The sequence below is a fragment of the Paenibacillus sp. J14 genome (genome assembly GCF_000518465.1).
Classification (GTDB): Bacteria; Bacillota; Bacilli; order Paenibacillales; family Paenibacillaceae; genus Fontibacillus; species Fontibacillus barengoltzii.
In genome coordinates, this window is sequence record NZ_JADQ01000041.1 from 1 (window position 1) to 18,297 (window position 18,297).

16 protein-coding genes and 1 rRNA gene are annotated in these 18,297 nt (G+C 50.5%); 16 read left to right on the top strand and 1 reads right to left on the bottom strand.

Annotated features, from left to right (window positions below; translation table 11 throughout):
- Positions 1 to 116 precede the first annotated feature (116 nt).
- The 5 genes from rrf to M891_RS0115275 all read left to right on the top strand — a co-directional run bounded on the left by rrf (position 117) and on the right by M891_RS0115275 (position 6,152).
- Positions 117 to 233 (top strand): 5S ribosomal RNA (rrf, locus tag M891_RS0115255).
- A gap of 279 nt (positions 234 to 512) precedes the next feature.
- Entirely contained in the window at positions 513 to 2,189 is a 1,677-nt protein-coding gene (locus M891_RS0115260) for a methyl-accepting chemotaxis protein (RefSeq protein WP_028539449.1), read from the top strand.
- A gap of 295 nt (positions 2,190 to 2,484) precedes the next feature.
- Positions 2,485 to 4,041 (top strand): ABC-F family ATP-binding cassette domain-containing protein, encoded by a 1,557-nt coding sequence (locus M891_RS0115265; RefSeq protein WP_028539450.1) that lies wholly within the window; start codon positions 2,485 to 2,487, stop codon positions 4,039 to 4,041.
- A gap of 174 nt (positions 4,042 to 4,215) precedes the next feature.
- Positions 4,216 to 4,938, top strand: coding sequence for a YebC/PmpR family DNA-binding transcriptional regulator (locus M891_RS0115270; RefSeq protein WP_009223249.1), 723 nt, complete (start codon positions 4,216 to 4,218; stop codon positions 4,936 to 4,938).
- Between the two features lie 161 nt (positions 4,939 to 5,099).
- Positions 5,100 to 6,152, top strand: a complete 1,053-nt coding sequence (locus M891_RS0115275) for a UDP-N-acetylmuramate dehydrogenase (RefSeq protein WP_028539451.1) — start codon at positions 5,100 to 5,102, stop codon at positions 6,150 to 6,152.
- A gap of 68 nt (positions 6,153 to 6,220) precedes the next feature.
- Here M891_RS0115275 and M891_RS0115280 read toward each other — a convergent pair whose 3' ends face one another.
- A complete protein-coding gene (locus M891_RS0115280; RefSeq protein ID WP_028539452.1) occupies positions 6,221 to 7,012 on the bottom strand; it encodes an IclR family transcriptional regulator in 792 nt (263 codons plus the stop codon).
- 293 nt (positions 7,013 to 7,305) lie between these two features.
- Between M891_RS0115280 and pxpB the strand changes: the two genes are divergently transcribed.
- The 11 genes from pxpB to M891_RS0115340 all read left to right on the top strand — a co-directional run bounded on the left by pxpB (position 7,306) and on the right by M891_RS0115340 (position 18,288).
- On the top strand, positions 7,306 to 8,067 hold the full coding sequence (gene pxpB / locus M891_RS0115290) for a 5-oxoprolinase subunit PxpB (protein ID WP_157268818.1): 762 nt from the start codon (positions 7,306 to 7,308) through the stop codon (positions 8,065 to 8,067).
- On the top strand, positions 8,064 to 9,083 hold the full coding sequence (locus M891_RS0115295) for a biotin-dependent carboxyltransferase family protein (protein ID WP_028539454.1): 1,020 nt from the start codon (positions 8,064 to 8,066) through the stop codon (positions 9,081 to 9,083). The genes pxpB and M891_RS0115295 overlap by 4 nt, the downstream gene beginning before the upstream one ends.
- Positions 9,084 to 9,151: 68 nt before the next feature.
- Positions 9,152 to 9,928, top strand: coding sequence for an ABC transporter ATP-binding protein (locus M891_RS0115300; protein WP_028539455.1), 777 nt, complete (start codon positions 9,152 to 9,154; stop codon positions 9,926 to 9,928).
- Positions 9,929 to 9,946: 18 nt separating this feature from the next.
- On the top strand, positions 9,947 to 10,753 hold the full coding sequence (locus M891_RS0115305) for an ABC transporter permease (protein WP_036700655.1): 807 nt from the start codon (positions 9,947 to 9,949) through the stop codon (positions 10,751 to 10,753).
- A gap of 91 nt (positions 10,754 to 10,844) precedes the next feature.
- Positions 10,845 to 11,885, top strand: a complete 1,041-nt coding sequence (locus tag M891_RS0115310; RefSeq protein ID WP_028539457.1) for an ABC transporter substrate-binding protein — start codon at positions 10,845 to 10,847, stop codon at positions 11,883 to 11,885.
- A gap of 99 nt (positions 11,886 to 11,984) precedes the next feature.
- Complete coding sequence (locus M891_RS0115315) at positions 11,985 to 13,412, top strand: UbiD family decarboxylase (RefSeq protein WP_028539458.1); 1,428 nt, start codon at positions 11,985 to 11,987, stop codon at positions 13,410 to 13,412.
- Positions 13,413 to 13,543: 131 nt separating this feature from the next.
- A complete protein-coding gene (locus tag M891_RS0115320; protein ID WP_028539459.1) occupies positions 13,544 to 14,326 on the top strand; it encodes a LamB/YcsF family protein in 783 nt (260 codons plus the stop codon).
- 23 nt (positions 14,327 to 14,349) lie between these two features.
- Positions 14,350 to 16,050, top strand: coding sequence for an FAD-binding protein (locus M891_RS24020; RefSeq protein ID WP_036700658.1), 1,701 nt, complete (start codon positions 14,350 to 14,352; stop codon positions 16,048 to 16,050).
- A gap of 63 nt (positions 16,051 to 16,113) precedes the next feature.
- A complete protein-coding gene (locus M891_RS0115330; protein ID WP_028539460.1) occupies positions 16,114 to 16,425 on the top strand; it encodes a 2Fe-2S iron-sulfur cluster-binding protein in 312 nt (103 codons plus the stop codon).
- Between the two features lie 33 nt (positions 16,426 to 16,458).
- Positions 16,459 to 17,307, top strand: a complete 849-nt coding sequence (locus M891_RS0115335) for an FAD binding domain-containing protein (protein ID WP_028539461.1) — start codon at positions 16,459 to 16,461, stop codon at positions 17,305 to 17,307.
- Positions 17,308 to 17,328: 21 nt separating this feature from the next.
- Positions 17,329 to 18,288: a 4,5-dihydroxyphthalate decarboxylase gene (locus M891_RS0115340; protein WP_028539462.1), complete on the top strand. Its 960-nt coding sequence runs from the start codon at positions 17,329 to 17,331 to the stop codon at positions 18,286 to 18,288.
- The last annotated feature ends 9 nt before the right edge of the window (positions 18,289 to 18,297 follow it).

Below are 18,297 nucleotides of genomic sequence, written 5' to 3' on the forward strand. Positions count from 1 at the left end.
CTGAGTGAGAAAGGTTTGATCTTTTCTCGCAGCGATTTTTAGCTGCATGCCTTTTCTAAGGTATGATCTTTTGCTGAAGCGGAAAGCGTGGAAGTAAAAGCAGTGCAAAAATCATGTTTGGTGGCGATAGCGGAGGGGTTCCACTCGTTCCCATCCCGAACACGACCGTTAAGCCCTCCAGCGCCGATGGTACTTGGACCGAAGGGTCCTGGGAGAGTAGGACGCTGCCAAGCAAAAGGAGAAAGAGCACTACCGTTGATCGGTGGTGCTCTTTTTGCATTTTCAGAAAAAACCTGCATTGATGCGGGGGTTGAGGTTCGCCTTATCATCATTTGAGATGTTCGACAAATCTGATGAATAGACTCGAAAATTAGCTAAGAATTGAATGGTAATCGACTGCATCATCGTGATACAAAAGAACTATAATATATCATTTAATATGGTTAAATAGTACTACAGTTGATATAATAATGAACGATTCTCATCTTATAACGAAAGAAGGATAGTTATTTATGCTGAATTTAATCTACAGCAAGGTTACATTCAAGGCTAGGCTTATTGTGGTAATGTCGCTTCTTGTCATCCTTCCGCTAGCTGTGACGAGTGTGATAAGTTATAGGCAGTCTTACGAAGGTATAAAGAATTTAGTATATAATGACTTGGATTATATTGTTCATATTAAATCCGGTCAGTTGTCACCTTATACCGAATCAACGGAATTATCGGAGAATAGCCAAGTTATCGTTGACGAAATTGTTTCGGATGTGAAACGGAATTACTTTGAACCTGACGGCATGACTGGATATGCTTATATCATCGATGAGACGGGGAAAGCCTTGTTCCACCCGGATGAAGCAACGCGGGGAACCGATCTCTCTACATATGATTTTATCAAGAGGATGCTCAGCCAAAAAAATGGATCCATCGAATATAACTGGTCGGATGGGCGGAAAATAGTTTCATTTACCGAGCTGCCGAACGGATGGATTTTTGCAATAGGAAGCTATATCGATGATATTATGCAGCCTGCATCTTCAATATTAGACAGCATTGCCATTACCGCAGTAATTAGTTTTATTCTTGTATTCATCATCGCGTATCTTTTTGGCAGCCTTACGGTTAAACCGTTAATAGAGATCAGTGGTGCTATGAAGGAACTTGGAAGCGGTAACCTCGCAGTACGGCTCGTCGCTAAGACGAAAGACGAATTTGGCATCATGAAAAACATGTATAATCATATGGCCGATCGCTTGGCTGGGGTGATCCGATCGATGCAGGCCACTGTGCAGAATTTGAATGCTTCCTCTGAAGATTTGTCAGCAAGCTCTGAGGAGAACCTTGCAGCAACGGAGCAGGTTTCTACGACGATGCAGCTAATCGCGGAGAGCTCAGATCTTCAGGTAATGGAAGTCAGAAAAAGCGAAGTTTCTGTGCACGAGACAACACGGATCGTTGAGGAAATGGTCGTTAAATTTGAGGATATGGCGAAGCAATCTGAAACGACAATGGAAGATGTCAATCAGGGCAGCATTGCGTTATCGAATATGGCAGCTAAAATGGGGGACATCATTAAGTCGGTATCCATCGCTGAAGAGGCTATTGATAGACTTGGGCGGAACTCGGTGTCCATCAAAGATATTGTTCTTACCATACGTGGAATCTCGGAACAAACGAATTTGCTCGCACTGAATGCAGCGATCGAAGCCTCACGAGCGGGTGGGGAAGGAAGAGGTTTTGCGGTAGTTGCGAATGAGATTCGTAAATTGGCAGATCAAGCCAACCAAGCTTCTGGAGAAATCGTACGTACGATAGAATCCGTGGATACCGATATCCAGGTTGCTGTTGAAGCCGTAAGAGATACTTCAGGTGCGGTCGCAAGCGGAGGAACGGCCGCGGAAAGAATGAGCTTAGTTTTTGAGAAGGTAGAGAAGGCCTTTATGATGGTAGATGAAAATGTTTCTGAGTTGTATAAGCGCATTGAGGAGGTCAAGCAGGAGGCGTTGAATGTAGAACAGGGATCTGACTCCATTGCCGGTTTGTCTCAAAAAAATGCGGATGCGATCAATGAAATAAGTGTTACATACGAACAATTAAATGCCTCGATGGAGGACATAACGGGTACTGCCCAGGGATTGGCAGCAATGGCAGAACAGTTGCAACAGATAGTGAATGAATTTAGATTTGAATAAACCTGTAATTACATATCTGACAACATATTAGTTACGTAATAAATATTATGTAAACATAAACTTTGGCCAGTTTGACATTTACGGCAGAGGAACTGCGTCAAAATCAATACGATCTTAGGACATGGATCACCGAGGCAAACGCCGCCCGACTTTCCGGGCGGTGTTTTTTTCTACTATTTTCTCCCTCCATATTGAGCTTTAGCCCATCGAACCATTATAATAGGTCGAGTGTACCTTTTTTCGTAAATCTTGAGTTAACCAATTATATTTCATATAGAAAAGGTGTTAAATTTCCATGAGTATTTTAAATGTTGAACGACTGAGCCACGGATTTGGGGACCGGGCGATTTTTAACGATGTTTCCTTTCGTTTGCTGAAAGGCGAGCATGTTGGCTTGGTGGGGGCTAACGGTGAAGGGAAATCGACCTTCATGAACATCATTACAGGCAAGCTGCAGCCAGACGAAGGCAAAATTGAGTGGGCTAGACGCACGCGTGTGGGTTATCTCGATCAGCATGCGGTGCTGGAGAAAGGAATGACGATTCGCGACGTGCTGCGCGGAGCGTTTCAATACCTGTTCGATTTGGAACAGGAAATGAACGACATGTATGCCAAAATGGGGGAAGTATCGCCGGAAGAGCTGGAACAGCTGCTGGAGGATGTTGGTACGATTCAAGACACGCTCACGAATCAGGATTTCTATCTCATCGACGCTAAGATTGAGGAAACGGCTCGGGGCTTGGGATTGACCGATATCGGGCTCGAAAGGGATGTTCACGACCTCAGCGGAGGGCAGCGGACGAAGGTATTGCTCGCGAAACTTCTGCTGGAGAAACCTGACATTTTGCTGTTGGACGAACCTACGAACTATTTGGATGAGCAACATATCGAATGGTTGAAGCGGTATTTGCAAGAGTATGAGAACGCGTTTATCCTGATTTCGCACGATATTCCGTTCCTGAACAGCGTGATTAACCTGATTTATCATATGGAAAATCAAGAGCTAAACCGTTACGTCGGTGATTATGATAACTTCTTGCAGGTGTATGAAGCGAAAAAACAACAGTTAGAGTCCGCCTACAAACGTCAGCAACAGGAAATTGCCGATCTCAAAGATTTCGTAGCCCGCAACAAAGCCAGCGTAGCGACGCGAAACATGGCGATGTCTCGTCAGAAGAAGCTGGACAAGATGGAAATTATCGAGCTGGCGAAGGAAAAACCGAAACCGCAGTTTAACTTCAAGGATGCTCGGACATCAGGCAAGTTAATTTTTGAAACGAATGATCTGGTCATTGGTTACGACTCGCCTTTATCGAAGCCGCTGAATTTAAGAATGGAACGCGGGCAGAAAATCGCCCTCGTCGGCGCCAACGGGATCGGGAAAACCACACTGCTTCGCAGCATCCTGGGACAAATCCCGGCGATCTCTGGTTCGGTGCATCTCGGGGACTTGCTGGAAATCGGCTACTTTGAGCAAGAGATGAAGGATGCCAATTACAATACGTGCATTGAAGAAATCTGGAACGAGTTCCCGTCGTTCACGCAGTTTGAGGTGCGTGCGGCTCTGGCGAAATGCGGACTGACAACGAAACATATCGAAAGCAAAATCGCAGTTCTAAGCGGAGGCGAGAAGGCTAAGGTGCGCCTGTGCAAGCTGATTAACCGGGAAACGAACCTGCTCGTATTGGACGAACCAACGAACCATTTGGACGTGGATGCGAAAGATGAGCTGAAGCGTGCGTTGAAAGCTTACAAAGGCAGCATTCTGTTAATCTCCCACGAACCGGAATTTTATCGTGATGTCGTTACGGAGACGTGGAACTGTGAATCTTGGACCACCAAGATGATCTAAGGATCCGAGCGCTGTGGAGTAAAGCAGGATCAACCCGTGCCCTGTGTAAATCACATAGGGCATTTCTGCAATCTTAAGTGTATTTCGCGGTCAACTAAAACTATCGCATTCATTGCCGCCAACTAAGTTGTTGGTTATAATAGTTGGGTAGATTATTAAGAAAGTGGGAAGAGTATGGGCCGCAAATGGAATAATATTAAAGAGAAAAAGGCTTCGAAAGACGCGAACACTAGTCGAATCTACGCGAAGTTCGGCGTTGAGATTTATGTAGCTGCCAAGAAGGGCGAGCCGGATCCGGAATCGAACCGTGCCTTGAAGGTCGTTCTTGAACGGGCGAAAACGTACAATGTGCCGAAGGCGATCATTGACCGGGCTCTCGATAAAGCGAAAGGCGCTACGGATGAAGTATATCAAGAGTTGCGTTATGAAGGCTTCGGCCCTAACGGCGCAATGGTCATTGTAGATACATTAACGAATAACGTAAACCGTACCGCACCGGAAGTACGCTCCGCATTTAATAAGAATGGCGGAAACATGGGCGTAAGCGGATCGGTATCTTATATGTTTGACGAAACAGCCGTCATCGGGATGGAAGGCAAATCGATTGATGAAGTGTTTGAAATCCTGATGGAAGCCGATCTTGAGGTGCGGGATATCATCGAAGAGGACGAGTCGGTGATCGTATATGCCGAACCCGATCAATTCCATGCCGTTCAAGAAGCGCTCAAGAACTCAGGGGTTACGGAGTTTACGGTAGCGGAACTGACGATGCTGCCTCAAAACTACGTTACTCTACCGAGTAAAGAAGTGGAAGCGCAGTTCGAGAAGTTGATCGATGCGTTGGAGGATCTGGAGGACGTACAGCAGGTCTATCACAACGTGGAATTTTCGGATTAAGCCCTCGGACGAGGCGATAAACAACGGGCTGATAAGAAGGACTCTTCTTTCAGCCCGTTTTTGATTGTTTGCGTAATACTTTAAACGATTCATTGACACTGAAATCGCCCAACGACATAATATACATTACTGTTTAGGAAGCAGGTAGGAAGGGGCTTTATATGACAAGCTGGAATTTGGCTGGACTGCGAACACATCAGGCGTTGTCCCGTTATTCGACTTACGAAATCGGGGGAGAGGCCCGTTTTGTGGGAACGCCTCATTCAGTAGAACAATTGCAAGAGTTGCTGGAATTGGCTTATCGTCGCGGTATATCACCGATCTTTTTTGGCGGAGGATCCAATTTGCTGTTTCCCGATCAGCCGGATCCCGATGCACTGTTTCTGACCACTCGAGAAATGGTTGAGGTGAAGCTTGAAGGAGATCGGCTATACGTCTCGGCAGGGGTGCCAATGTCGATGTTGGCTGTGATCGGATATGGCCTGGGGATTACTGATTTTGATTTTACCTTTTTGCTGCCGGGAACGGTGGGCGGTGGAATTTATATGAATGCTAAATATTTTGACCGTCATATCAGCGATACGTTGGTCAAGGTTCATTATATCGATTTGCAACAGCCGGGTACCGTTCAAACCATCAGCCGCGAGGAATGCGAATTTGGGTATAAACAGTCGGTGTTCCAGCATAATCGAACGCGCTGGTTTATCGTTGGCGCTGAGTTTAAGCTCGGTTCTATCGCTCAAGCTGCCGATTTGACAGCGATCCCGGAGCTGGTTGCGCTTCAGGAAGGAAAGCTTCCGTCTCACCAATTACCGGAGTTTGCTTCGCATTTCATCACATGGTTGAAGACGAAGGAAGGGTTAGGGGGGCAAGATGCTGCGTTGACCCCGATGCGAAAGATTATTGAGGACCGAGTAGGGAAGATGCATTTCTCGTATCCTTCCTGTGGATCGGTGTTCAAAAACAACTATTCCGTTGGCGAGCCGATTGGGAAACTGGCGGATCGTCTTAACTTAAAAGGGGTTCAGCGCGGCAATGCACGGATTTCACCTGTTCACGGCAATGTCATTCAAAATGTGGGCGGGGCGACCGCGGCCGATGTGATCGAACTCATTCGTCACGTACAGGATGCCTTTGATCGGAATTACGGTTTTGTTCCCGAACCTGAAGTCGTGATCGTCGAAGGTCAGGCCACCCTACTTCAACAAGAATAACGTTTCATTACCTTAAAAGCCCGTCTCGGCAGTCGCCGGGACGGGCTTGTTCTTGTTGGAAAGATAGGTTATTGCGATACCGCAATCGGTATGGACTGGGTATAACCTAATTTACGAGAAATTTCGTTAGCCGCTTGCTGGACTTCCTTAACCAGTTCTGGGATACGCTCTTCCTCAAACTGGACCTCCAATCCAGCAGCGCTGAGTGCAGCAATAATTTGCCCCGTATGATCAAAGATCGGAGCGCTTAACTCAGCCGTGTAGTTCTCCAATTCAGAACGGCTAAAGCTGTATCCTTCCTGACGGGAACGCTCCAGAATCTGACGCAGCTGCGCTTTGTCAGTGATTGTACCGGAGGCGATCCGTAGCAGTTCTGTGGCTTCGAGGTACTCCTCACGTTCTTCCTCCGGCATAAAAGCTAAGATGATGCGAGACGAAGCGCCGGCATACAACGGGGCTTTGCGACCAATTTTGGTGAATAGCCTTACGGGGTGATCCGTATCCAATTTCTCAATATAAATGCTTTCGTCTCCATCACGCAGCACGAGATGAATGGCTTCCTGAATTTCGTCACGTAACTGCTGCATGACCGGCAGGGCAATATGGCGGATATCTAATCGTTCGGCAACCAGGTTGCCGTATTGAAGAAAGAGTAGACCTAGCGAATAAAAACCTTCTGTATCTTTTTTCAAGAATCCCATTTCTTCCAATGATCCGATCATGCGCAGGACCGAAGTTTTAGGAATCCCCGATAACTTGGCCATCTCACTGATATTCAGCTTGGCGTGGGTCAGGAATAACTGAAGCAAATCCATGGACCTGACCACGGTTTTGTTCTTGTGTTTGGTGTTCTTTTGCACGGTATGCCTCCTGCATGGCCTCTAATTCGTTCTGTATTAGTATACAACGAATGGAAGATTGTTGAAAACCAAAAACGCTTACGGAAAATAATGCTTGATTTTTAACCAATTCCGACTATAATGATCGTATATATTGGACATTCGATTTTCGGAAGTTCCGATCCGAATTACGGAACAAAATCTTTTAACGCTTTAGCGGAAAAAATCTTGATTTTTATGGAATTATAACTAACAATGATTTTATGCAGAAAATTCGTAATTCGGTATTATAAGTCCGAAATTCGGATAGGAGGATGGACATCATGTTTTCTCCGTCACCTGCTGAGTTTCCCATCATCACTCCGCTCGGAGATTCGGCGTTAATTGTGACATTTGGTGATTCAATTCAAACAAGCACGCATTTAAAGGTAAGGCAGTTGGCGGAACATTTGGAGCATCACCCTTTTCCTTGGATGATCGAGACCGTTCCGGCTTTTACGTCGGTGACCATATATTATGACCTCATGAAGCTCTTGGAAGAAGCGGAGAAGCATGAGGACAGAGTTCGCACACTGACTCCATTCCAGTTCGCTGCCGAGCTCGTGTCCAAGTTGATTCACACACTGCAAGACATTAAAGCATCACCAGAAAGAATCGTTGAAATTCCTGTTTGCTACGGAGGGGAGTGGGGGCCGGATTTAGAAACGGTCGCTTCTCACAATGGTCTAACCCCTCAAGAAGTGATCAATATTCATACATCTGCAGATTATCTGGTTTATATGCTTGGTTTCGCTCCTGGCTTCGCCTATTTGGGAGGAATGTCTAAACGCATTGCCACCCCGCGTCGGGAAACCCCTCGTTTGTCCATACCGGCTGGTACCGTTGGCATTGCCGGAGATCAGACAGGAGTTTATCCCATTGACACCCCAGGCGGCTGGCAGTTGATCGGTAAAACGCCGATCGAATTGTTTAAGCCTCAGCAAATGCCGCCAACTTTGTTGCAAGCGGGAGATATCGTCCGCTTCTACTCGATCACCCGTGAACAATTTGAAGCATGGGAGGAGTTGGAGCGATGAGTCTCTTGATCGAAAAACCCGGGTTGCTAACTACGGTTCAGGATTTGGGAAGGTTTGGTGTTCAGAAGTATGGCGTAATCGTTGGCGGTGCGATGGATGCCTTCGCCTTACGTATTGCGAACTTACTGGTTGGGAATGCGGAAGGGGAGGCCGGGCTGGAAATTACGCTGCTAGGTCCCGTCATCCACTTTGAGCAGACGACGCTGATCTCACTTTGTGGAGGTGATTTATCCCCTAAGCTGAATGGAGTACCCGTCCCGTTGTGGAGAACCGTCCTGGCGCCTAAGGGAAGCACGCTGACCTTCGGTCCGGCGAAATTAGGCTGTCGCGCATATTTGGCAGTAGGGGGCGGCATCGATGTTCCGATCCAGATGAACAGCCGTTCGACTTATTTACGAGCAGGCATCGGCGGTTATGAAGGTCGGGCGCTTGCAGCCGGCGACCGATTAACGCTCGGGGAGATCAGTCCCCTTGGCTCTCATTTTCTTGGTTTACTCGCCAGAGAGGCAAGCAAGGATAGCGGCGCGGTCAGCCGATGGGCGGTCTTTCCGCAAATGCTGCCGAAATATGCAGCTAATCCAACTGTGCAGCTGATTCCAGGGGAAGAATACGAATTGTTCCAAGAATCCAGCCGTCACGATTTATGGCAAGAGGAATTTGCGGTTTTGCCGCAGTCCGACCGGATGGGTTACCGTTTCAAAGGCCGGGAGTTAAAGCTGGAGCAGTCGAAAGAGATGATCTCCTCGGCCGTGACAATGGGAACTGTACAGGTACCACCTGACGGGAACCCGATTATTTTGATGGCGGATCGCCAAACAACCGGAGGATATCCGAAAATTGCGCAAGTCGCGAGTGTAGATTTGCCGTTGCTTGCACAGGCCAGCTTAGGGGCTCGGGTGCGATTCCGCAAGATCACCTTGGAAGAGGCCCAGCAGCAAATGATCGAGCGGGAACTCTCGATTCAAACGCTGCGAGAGGGGCTGCATCAGCTGGAGATATCGGGGCGCAAATTCTGATCAGGGACTTGGACCGGCATGCATAATCAGACAGCATGAATGGAAAATTCAGTATGGAGGAATTTATTATGGAGAACAATAGCCATCCAAAACTCGAAATTCGGGATTTGCGTGTAGAGTACGACTCCAAGGGCCAACGCACCGTTGCTTTGGAGAACGTTCAGCTTAAGGTGGAAGACGGCGAATTCGTATCGGTTGTAGGTCCGAGCGGCTGTGGAAAATCAACCTTGCTGAAAGTAGTGTCTGGGTTGCTGAAGCCGGCTGGCGGCCATGCCTTTTTGGATGGTCAAGAAATCCAGGGTGTGCCTAGCCAGGTTGGAATGGTGTTCCAAAACGATGCGTTGCTCCCGTGGAAAAGCGTCATCGACAACGTTCGCTTACCATTAGAAATCAAAGGGTTTGCGAAAGACAAGCAACTGGAAGAAGCTAACCGACTTCTCAAAATGGTTGGACTTGACGGTTTCGGCAGTTACCATCCGAAGGAGCTATCGGGCGGAATGCGTAAACGGGTAGCTCTGGCACGGACCTTCGCTTACGACCCCGAAATCTATTTGATGGATGAGCCGTTTGGACCACTCGATGCGCAGACCCGGGTGAAAATTGGGGAAGAATTCCTACAGTTGTGGGAGAACGTCGGAAAAAGCGTGCTCTTTATCACTCATGATATCGAAGAGGCGATTGCACTGTCTGATCGGGTGATCGTGATGACCTCCAGGCCCGGGCGAATCAAAGCAGAGTTTAAAGTGAATTTGCAACGACCGCGTCCATTTTACGAGATCCGATTTGATCCCGAGTTCAAAGAGCTGCAGAAAGAAATCTGGGCCCAAATGTCTGACGGGGAATAGAGAGGAGGAATCATCAATATGGCAGCAAAAACATCAACCCCATCGGCAAGCTCTCCTTCCCCTAAGGCAGGACGCGGGAATCGCAGCGCCACCGTATGGATCGGCAGATTGGTCGTATTTATCGTCATTATCGGATTATGGGAGCTGTTGTCGGGTACGGCATTTAATTCTTTTTGGCTAAGCAAGCCGTCCTTGATTGTGAAGCGAATTATCGACATGACCGCAAACGGGGATCTTTGGTTCCACATGAGCATTACGCTGCAGGAATCTATCGTAGGTCTTATCATCGGGATGCTTGGAGGTACTTTACTCGGGATTCTGCTCGCGTTCAGCGGGATATTTCAAAAATGGGTGTATCCGTACATCATGGCTTTGTACAGCTTGCCCCGGGTATCGCTGGCACCGCTCTTTATCGTTTGGTTTGGGATCGGAATGACCTCGAAGATTTTGATGGTTGTGGCAATGGTTATCTTCGTCGCTTTTTACAATGCTTATGAAGGTGTGCGAAACATCGACAAAGACTTAATGGATATGATGAGCACGTTTAAGGCGAAATGGACGCATAAGCTTCGCTGGGTTGTACTTCCCTCGATTACGGTTTGGATTCTAACCAGCTTGCGGCTGAATATCGGCATGGCTCTGATCGGGTCAGTTATCGCTGAATTGGTTGGCTCCAATCGGGGGCTTGGATATTACATCACCTATTCGTCCAACATGCTGGATACGACAGGTATTTTTACAGGCCTTGTCCTCATCATGATTATCGCCGTTGTCTTGGAACAAATTATCGTTCAGGTTGAGCGGCGGCTACTGAAATATCGTTAAGGGCTGAACTCCAAATTATTTCACCCCATGAAATAAAAATGGAGCAACCATACATTTAGAAAGAAAGCGATTATTCAAGGAGGGGAATCACATGAAAAAAACAAAAATGCTCCTGGCAACGCTGCTGGTTCTGACGATGGCTTTGGTCAGCGCGTGCGGAAGCAACAACAATGCGGCTTCTGGAGGGAATAACGCTGGCGCGAACAATGCGACAACAGGAAGCAATGAAGATGCTGGCAATGCTACTCAACCAGAAAACGTCAAAATTCGCGTAGGTCTGGTGGGCGGCGGCATGACGCCAATTATTGCGCAAATCGGGATTAATGATGGCTCTTACGAGAAAGCCGGAATTACGATCGAGAAGCAAAGCTTCACGTCCGGTGCGGATATGGTACAAGCCTTGGTTGGCGGCAGCTTGGACATTGTCTTGGGTTCTTATGAGCACGTCTTAAGACAGCAAAAGAACGGCCTTGGCGTGAAAGCTTACGGCGAAATTTACAATGGCGTAGGTTATTCGCTGGTTGTGAAGAACGATGCTCCGTATCAGAAGCTGGAAGATTTGAAGGGAACGACACTGGCTGTAACCAAGGTTGGCAGTTTGTCCGACACGGGGTTGCGTGAAGGCTTGAAAGCAGTCAATATCGACCCGGACAAAGACGTACAAATCATCAATGGCGGCAGCGGCGCTACGATGCTGGCTGCCATCGAAAGCGGCAAAGCTGCTGGCGGTATGGTGTCCGAGCCAACGATTTCGCAAATGTTAGCTACCGGGAACTACCGGGTGCTGTATGACCCGCCGTATGATTTTGCCGGGATCACGGTTATGGCCAAAACGGATTGGGTTGAGAAAAATGAGGATGCGATGAAGCGATTCCTTCAAGTCAGCAATGAAGTGAATGAACGCGTGCAGAAGGATCCGGCCTCCGCAGTAGAAGCAATGCTGCAAGAGTTCGATCAAATTCCAGCCGACGTAATGGAAACGGCCGTTAAAAATCAACTGGCGAAAGTACCGGCGGGACTTAAAGTAACTGAGGAAGGCGCAAAGAACGTCTCGAAGACGCAAATCGAAGCAGGCGTTCTTGAGAAAGAAATTCCGTTTGAAGATACGGTGGACCTTTCGTTGCTTCCTTAAGACATATTAGAATCGGGTGAACAACGCGCGCTTATACCGTGCGTTTTCGCCCGATTTATTTCACAACCGACGATATTAGAGAAAGAAGGCGATCCGCTCATGGCCAAAGATTTAAGAACCTATCTTGGACAATTAACGCAATTTGATGCAAATAGCGTCAAGCTTGTCGACACGGAGGTTGATCCGCGTTTTGGCATTACCGCTTATGCTGCGGCATTGGCGGAGAAAGGCGATTACCCGGCCTTGCTCTTCAATAAGGTGAAGGGCGCACAAATGGCGTGTATTTCCAATCTGCTGACCTCGTACGAGCGCGTCGCCCTCTATTTAGGATGTGAGGTCCAAGACATTCCGCGGGTATATGGCGAGAAATTGCAGCAACCGATTGAACCTGTGGTCGTAGACCGCGCTGCTGCTACAGTGAAGGAAAACGTGATTGAAGAAGCAGACGTCGACCTGTCCAAACTGCCAATTCCCGTGCACAACGAGATGGATGGCGGTCCATATTTATCGGCGGGTGTGATGATTATCCGCGATCCCGAATCCGGGCTGATTAATGCGGGGATCTATCGTCACCAAATTTTCAACGAACGCGACATGGGTGTGTGGTTCCTTGGAGCACACCACGGCGGATTGATTTACAAAAAGTATAAAAAACAAGGCAAGCCGGCTCCAATCGCAATTGCATTAGGCCATCATCCTGGATTCATCATGGGAGCGGTTTCCCGGGTTCAAGGGATCGGCGGGGAATACGAAGCGGCTGGCGCATTAATGGGCGAACCTCTGGAACTGGTGAAGGCGGATACGTCTGATCTGCTCGTTCCGGCGCATGCGGAGATCATTCTGGAAGGCGAGATTTTGCCGGATAACGATCACAGCGAAGGACCGTTCGGTGAATGGCCGGGCCATTATCTCGGCGGAGGCTCGGTACCAACGATCCGCATCAAACGGATTACATATCGAAACCATGCGATCTTCCAAGATATTGTAGCATCGGGTCGAGAGCATTTGGTTGTGGGCGGAGTGCCGCGTTCCGGCAGTATTTATCACACGGTGAAAAAAATCGTGCCAGGTCTCAAAACGGTAAACGTTCCTTTCTATGCCCGCATGAACTGTTATTTGTCAATTCAGAAGGAAAAGGATGCGGACGTGAAAAAAGCAGCTTTTGCAGCGCTAAATACCGAGCCGGAGAATTTACGTCATATCGTCGTGGTGGACGAGGACATCGACGTGTTTAACGGAGAAGAGGTGGCTTGGGCGATTGGTACACGGTTTGATGCAGAACGTGATTTGCTGGTCATCCCGCGTTGGAACGGTCCGGGCGGGTTGCTTCCAACGAACTGGGAGTACAACGCCGAAGGCAAGAACACGCCGCGCATGTCCAGTGCTGTAATCGTTGACGCCACCAAACCGGCGCCGCCAGTCGTCTTTCCGAAACGGGCCGTTGTTCCAAAGGAACACGTGGAGTTGGCCGATTTGGCTTCGCTGCGAGAACTGTCGGCCGAAGAGAAAACCAACTGGCAAATCTAAAGCATGTAGCCTCAATCGACAGAAGACGGAGAAGACCACTTCCGTTGTCCATTCTGCCGTTTGAGGCTGGCTTGTTTCATAGTTAATGCCATGAATTAATCCTATTAATGAATTGTGAGAGGAGCATCAGCATGAGTAATGTAGTGGATTTGAACTGTGATATGGGCGAGAGCTTTGGCGCTTATAAGCTGGGCAGAGACAGCGAAGTGTTGAAGTATGTCACATCAGCAAATATCGCTTGCGGTTTCCATGCCGGCGACCCGGCGACGATGCGTAAGACCGTGAAGCTGGCGTTGGATCATGGCGTGGCTCTAGGGGCACATCCGGGCTTGCAGGATTTGATTGGATTTGGCCGTCGCGATATGGATCTGTCTCCGCAAGAGGCCTATGACATCGCAGTGTACCAGATCGGTGCGCTTTGGGGATTCGTACGCGCGGAAGGGGCGAAGCTTCAGCATGTCAAAGCCCATGGTTCTTTCTACAACATGGCGGCACGGAACGCCGGTTTGGCTGAGGCGATTGCCGAAGCAGTGTATAAAATCGATCCGGAGTTGATTCTGTTTGGACTTGCCGGCAGCGAGCTGATTAAAGCCGGGAAGAAAGTCGGGTTACGCACCGCGAGCGAAGTCTTCTCTGACCGGACCTACCAATCCGACGGTTCACTCACCTCGCGCCGTTTGCCGGATGCTCTGATTACGGATGAGGAGCAATCGGTGAAACAGGTCATTCGAATGGTTGCCGAAGGCAAAGTCATGTCTCAGCAGAACGTCGATGTGGATATCCAAGCAGATACGATTTGTATTCATGGTGACGGCATTCATGCCGTTGAGTTTGCGGAAAAAATTCGCACTTCATTAACGGCTGCGGGGATTACGGTACAACCGGTAGGGATCACGCTGGGGCAACAAGCGTAAGCGCTGAAGGAGGAGACAACAGGATGGAACCATTGCATTTACAGACGGACGTGTTGGTTGTCGGATCCGGAGCCGCCGGGTTGATGGCAGCCCGAGCGGCGGCCGATGAAGGCGCCCGCGTAATTTTGACCGACAAGAGCTTAATCAGCCGGGGCGGAGCGACGATTTTGGCGCAGATGACCGTAGCCGTAGCATTGGGCGAAGCGGAAGAGGACAGTACGGAAATTCATTTTGAGGACACGATGAAGGGAAGCCGGGGCTTGGCTGATCCCAAGATCGTTCGTGCTGTCGTCGAACGGGGACCCAAGGTGATTCTCGAAGCGGAAGGTTATGGCGTCAAGTGGGCCCGCACACCGGATGGCAAGCGTTCACAGGCGTTTGCTCCAGGGCATTCCAAAGCCCGCTGCGTGTACGTGGATATTTTGAATACGGGCGGTGCTACAGCCGCTGGTTTAAAGAAGGCGATTTGGAAGGACGAGAAGATCCAACGTCTGAAGAACGTGATGATCACGAAAGTTGTCGTTGAGAATGGGCGGGCCGTCGGTGCCATCGGCTTTGAGATGGAGGAATACCGCCCGATTAGTATCGCCGCCTCATCGGTCATTTTGGCTACAGGAGGGTTAACGGAGGTCTTTGAACGCAACAGTGCATCGGCGAACATGACTGGTGACGGATTCGTGCTGGCAGCCGAGGCAGGTGCCGAAGTGCGCGATATGGAGATGGTGCAGTTTTTCCCCATTGCTCACCTGTTCCCGCCTCTCGTTGGCATCGATCCGATCATGTGGGATCCGTTCCGCTATAAGCTGGGCGGTCGCCTGTTGAACGGTTTGAAAGAAGAATTTATGGATAAATACAACGGCGAAGTTGCCGGAAAATACACGGCGGCGCGTGACCAAACGACACTGGCGATTTTCCGCGAGGTGGAGGCTGGCCGCGGTACGCCGCACGGCGGAGCGTATCTCGACTTCACGATGGTACCGGAGGACAAGCTGAAGGAAGCGTTTGGCCCGGTCATCGATATTTTGCGGAATCAAGGCGTGGATTTGACCAAGGATATGGTGGAAGTAGCCCCAATGGCGCACTTTATGCTCGGCGGTGTACGGGTAGACGAAGCAATGCGCACAAGAGTACCGGGTCTGCTCGCATCGGGTGAGTTGATTTATGGCATGCATGGTGCGAATCGCTTATCCGGCAATGCCATCACCGAAGCACTGGTTACCGGGCGAATTGCCGGTGAAACTGCCGCACGCGAGAAAAGCGATGCACTGGATGAAGCTGCTGTGCGTCAAGCCTTTGAGCGGGAGATGGAGCGGTTAACGCAATTTTGGCATCCTACCCCGGTTGAGCGGGATTCTGCCTCGCTCCAAGCGTTTAAACGCAAGCTGCAGAAGGTGATGTGGAAGGGTGCTGGTCCGCTTCGTACGGAAAGCGGCTTGAAGGAAGCGTTGACGGAGCTTAAGGCGCTGGGCAGCGAGCTGGACCGCATCTCGCTGGCGAAGCCGGGCAAATTTGCGCTGTCCCTGTTCGAGAAGCTGGAAGCCGCCAATATGCTGAAAGTCAGCGAAGCGATTGTGCTTGGCGCCCTGGAACGCAAAGAGACGCGCGGTGCCCATGTACGATTGGATTACGACGAAACGCTCAGCCAACCGTCCAGCTACAGCTATGTCTTAAATGAGGCAGGGGATTGGGTTGTCACCGAGGTTCCGCTGCCGGCGGGCAGCTAACCGAGACGGACGAGATCAAACGAGCCGGCAAGACGGTTCCGAATGAAGGGAGAATAAGGAACAATGGCAACAGTGACTTTAAACGTAGTTCGCGGCGATGCAGAAAGCGGCGCTTCCTTTGAGAAATACGAAGTTCCATTTCGTGACGGGATGAGCCTGCTGGATGCGATCTTTTGGATTCGGGAGCATGTCGACCCGTCCTTTTCGGTACGGTATTCCTGCCGTTCCGCCAACGCCTGCAAAGAATGCTCGGCGTTTGTGGATGGCAAACCTGGTTACTTGTGCAGCATTCGCGCTGTTCCAGGCAGTGAGGTTAAGATTGAGCCGCTGACCGGCCGACCGTGGATCAAGGATTTGGCAACCGCCTTGGAGTAGACATCATCATATTTACATGAAGGAGGGGCAATTATGGCCTGGCTACAGCCCCGCAGTTTAGACGAAGCGCTTGAGCTGCTTCGGGAGCGGAATCCCCGTATCGTGTGCGGGGGAACCGATTTGTTCGTGAACGCGCAGCGTAAATCCTATGAGTCGGAGCACACCGACTGGCTCGATATCCGGCGTGTGCCGGAGCTGCAAGCGACCCGCCGCACCGAGGCGGGTCTTGAAATCGGCGCCGCGGTGACGGCTGCCGAGATCTGGGGCAGCGACACGTTTCGCGTCGTGCCCGCGCTGCAACAGGCCGCCCGCATCGTTGGCGGCTGGCAGATCCAAAACCGCGCATCGCTGGGCGGCAATGTGGCGAACGCCTCCCCGGCCGCCGATATGGTCGTTCCGCTCGTGGCTTACCGAGCGGAAGTCCGGCTAGCCGGGGCGGACGGCACTCGCAGCGTGCCGATCGCGGACTTCATCACCGGGCCGAAGGCGACCCAGCTCCGCGAACGCGAGCTGATCACGTCGCTGTTCATTCCGGCCCGGGTGCTCGAGGTGCCGCAGGTGTTTCTGCGGCACGATCAGCGTGCGGCCACCGACATCTCGATCGTCTCCGTCGCCTTGCTGCTGCAAGGCAAAGGCCATGAGATCGAGTGGGGGACGGCCGCCGTGGGCGCAGCCGCGCCGAAGCCGTTCACGCTGAGCGCGGAGGAAGAAGAGCGGTGGAGCGGCGAACTTACCGCCGCTAAGCTGGACGAGCTCAGCGCGTTGTACGTGCAGCACAGCTCGCCAATTACGGATGTGCGCGCCAGCGCGGAGTATCGCCGCGCCTTAGTAGGGACTTATATCAAGCGGGCCGCGAACGCTTTGCTACCGAACGGCCTGTAACGAGGGGAGAGGAGCATCACCATGGCAGGGACAACCTTAAAGATCGCCATGTCAGAGAGCGATCGCACCTTAAAATTGCTCAGCGGCGCCAAACCGCTGCCGGGCTTTACGCTCGATGTGCAGCGGGAGTCGATTGAAGATATTTTTGTGAACCAAATTTCCCAGGCGTCGTATGACGTATCCGAACTGTCGTTGGCCTCCTACCTGATTGCCAAAGGCGGAGGAGATACGCGGTTAACGGCCATCCCGGTATTTCTATCCCGGTCATTCCGACATAATGCGATTTATGTCCGTTCGGACAGTCCATATACGCATCCTTCCGAGCTTAAAGGCAAACGGTTCGGATTTCCCGAATACCAAATGACTGCGGCCGTCTGGGTCCGGGGCATGTTCCGGCATGAATGGGGGATCGCCACTGACGAGATGGAATGGTTTACGTTCCGTCCAGAGCGGGTGCCGGTGGAGACACCGGCAACGCTCGTCGAGGGCGATATTTTTGAAGCGCTGGCGGAAGGGAAAGTGGATGCGATCATGACGGCCCGGCGCCCGCCGGCCAAGCTGTTCCCGGCTTCGGGCGAAGGCGGCGTGCTGCGCCGGTTAATCCCGGACGTATGGAACGTCGAGCGGGAGTATTACGGGCGTACGGGGATTTTCCCAATTATGCACTTGGTTTCGCTGAAGGCAACCACCGTAGAGCAGTTCCCGGAACTGCCCAAGCAGCTGTATGAGCTGATGCGGGCGATCAAGGATGAAGGGATCGCGGAGCTGCTGGAGACGATTCGCAATGCCACCTCCAATCCGTTTGTCTGGGAATCGGCTGAAGCCTCGGCCAAGCTGATGAACGGGGATATGTGGCCTTACGGAGTTGCAGCGAACTGGCCGCAGATCGAGACGTTTATTTCTTATCTTCAGGAGGACGGCCTGCTGGACCGCAGCTTCACACCGCAGGAAGTGTTCCATGCCTCCGTCCAAAACACATAAGCATTTGCA

Bases quoted from the DNA above. Each gene is read 5' to 3' on its own strand.
- M891_RS0115260 (WP_028539449.1), top strand. From the start codon at position 513: ATGCTGAATTTAATCTACAGCAAGGTTACATTCAAGGCTAGGCTTATT.
- M891_RS0115265 (WP_028539450.1), top strand. From the start codon at position 2,485: ATGAGTATTTTAAATGTTGAACGACTGAGCCACGGATTTGGGGACCGG.
- M891_RS0115270 (WP_009223249.1), top strand. From the start codon at position 4,216: ATGGGCCGCAAATGGAATAATATTAAAGAGAAAAAGGCTTCGAAAGAC.
- M891_RS0115275 (WP_028539451.1), top strand. From the start codon at position 5,100: ATGACAAGCTGGAATTTGGCTGGACTGCGAACACATCAGGCGTTGTCC.
- pxpB (WP_157268818.1), top strand. From the start codon at position 7,306: ATGGACATCATGTTTTCTCCGTCACCTGCTGAGTTTCCCATCATCACT.
- M891_RS0115295 (WP_028539454.1), top strand. From the start codon at position 8,064: ATGAGTCTCTTGATCGAAAAACCCGGGTTGCTAACTACGGTTCAGGAT.
- M891_RS0115300 (WP_028539455.1), top strand. From the start codon at position 9,152: ATGGAGAACAATAGCCATCCAAAACTCGAAATTCGGGATTTGCGTGTA.
- M891_RS0115305 (WP_036700655.1), top strand. From the start codon at position 9,947: ATGGCAGCAAAAACATCAACCCCATCGGCAAGCTCTCCTTCCCCTAAG.
- M891_RS0115310 (WP_028539457.1), top strand. From the start codon at position 10,845: ATGAAAAAAACAAAAATGCTCCTGGCAACGCTGCTGGTTCTGACGATG.
- M891_RS0115315 (WP_028539458.1), top strand. From the start codon at position 11,985: ATGGCCAAAGATTTAAGAACCTATCTTGGACAATTAACGCAATTTGAT.
- M891_RS0115320 (WP_028539459.1), top strand. From the start codon at position 13,544: ATGAGTAATGTAGTGGATTTGAACTGTGATATGGGCGAGAGCTTTGGC.
- M891_RS24020 (WP_036700658.1), top strand. From the start codon at position 14,350: ATGGAACCATTGCATTTACAGACGGACGTGTTGGTTGTCGGATCCGGA.
- M891_RS0115330 (WP_028539460.1), top strand. From the start codon at position 16,114: ATGGCAACAGTGACTTTAAACGTAGTTCGCGGCGATGCAGAAAGCGGC.
- M891_RS0115335 (WP_028539461.1), top strand. From the start codon at position 16,459: ATGGCCTGGCTACAGCCCCGCAGTTTAGACGAAGCGCTTGAGCTGCTT.
- M891_RS0115340 (WP_028539462.1), top strand. From the start codon at position 17,329: ATGGCAGGGACAACCTTAAAGATCGCCATGTCAGAGAGCGATCGCACC.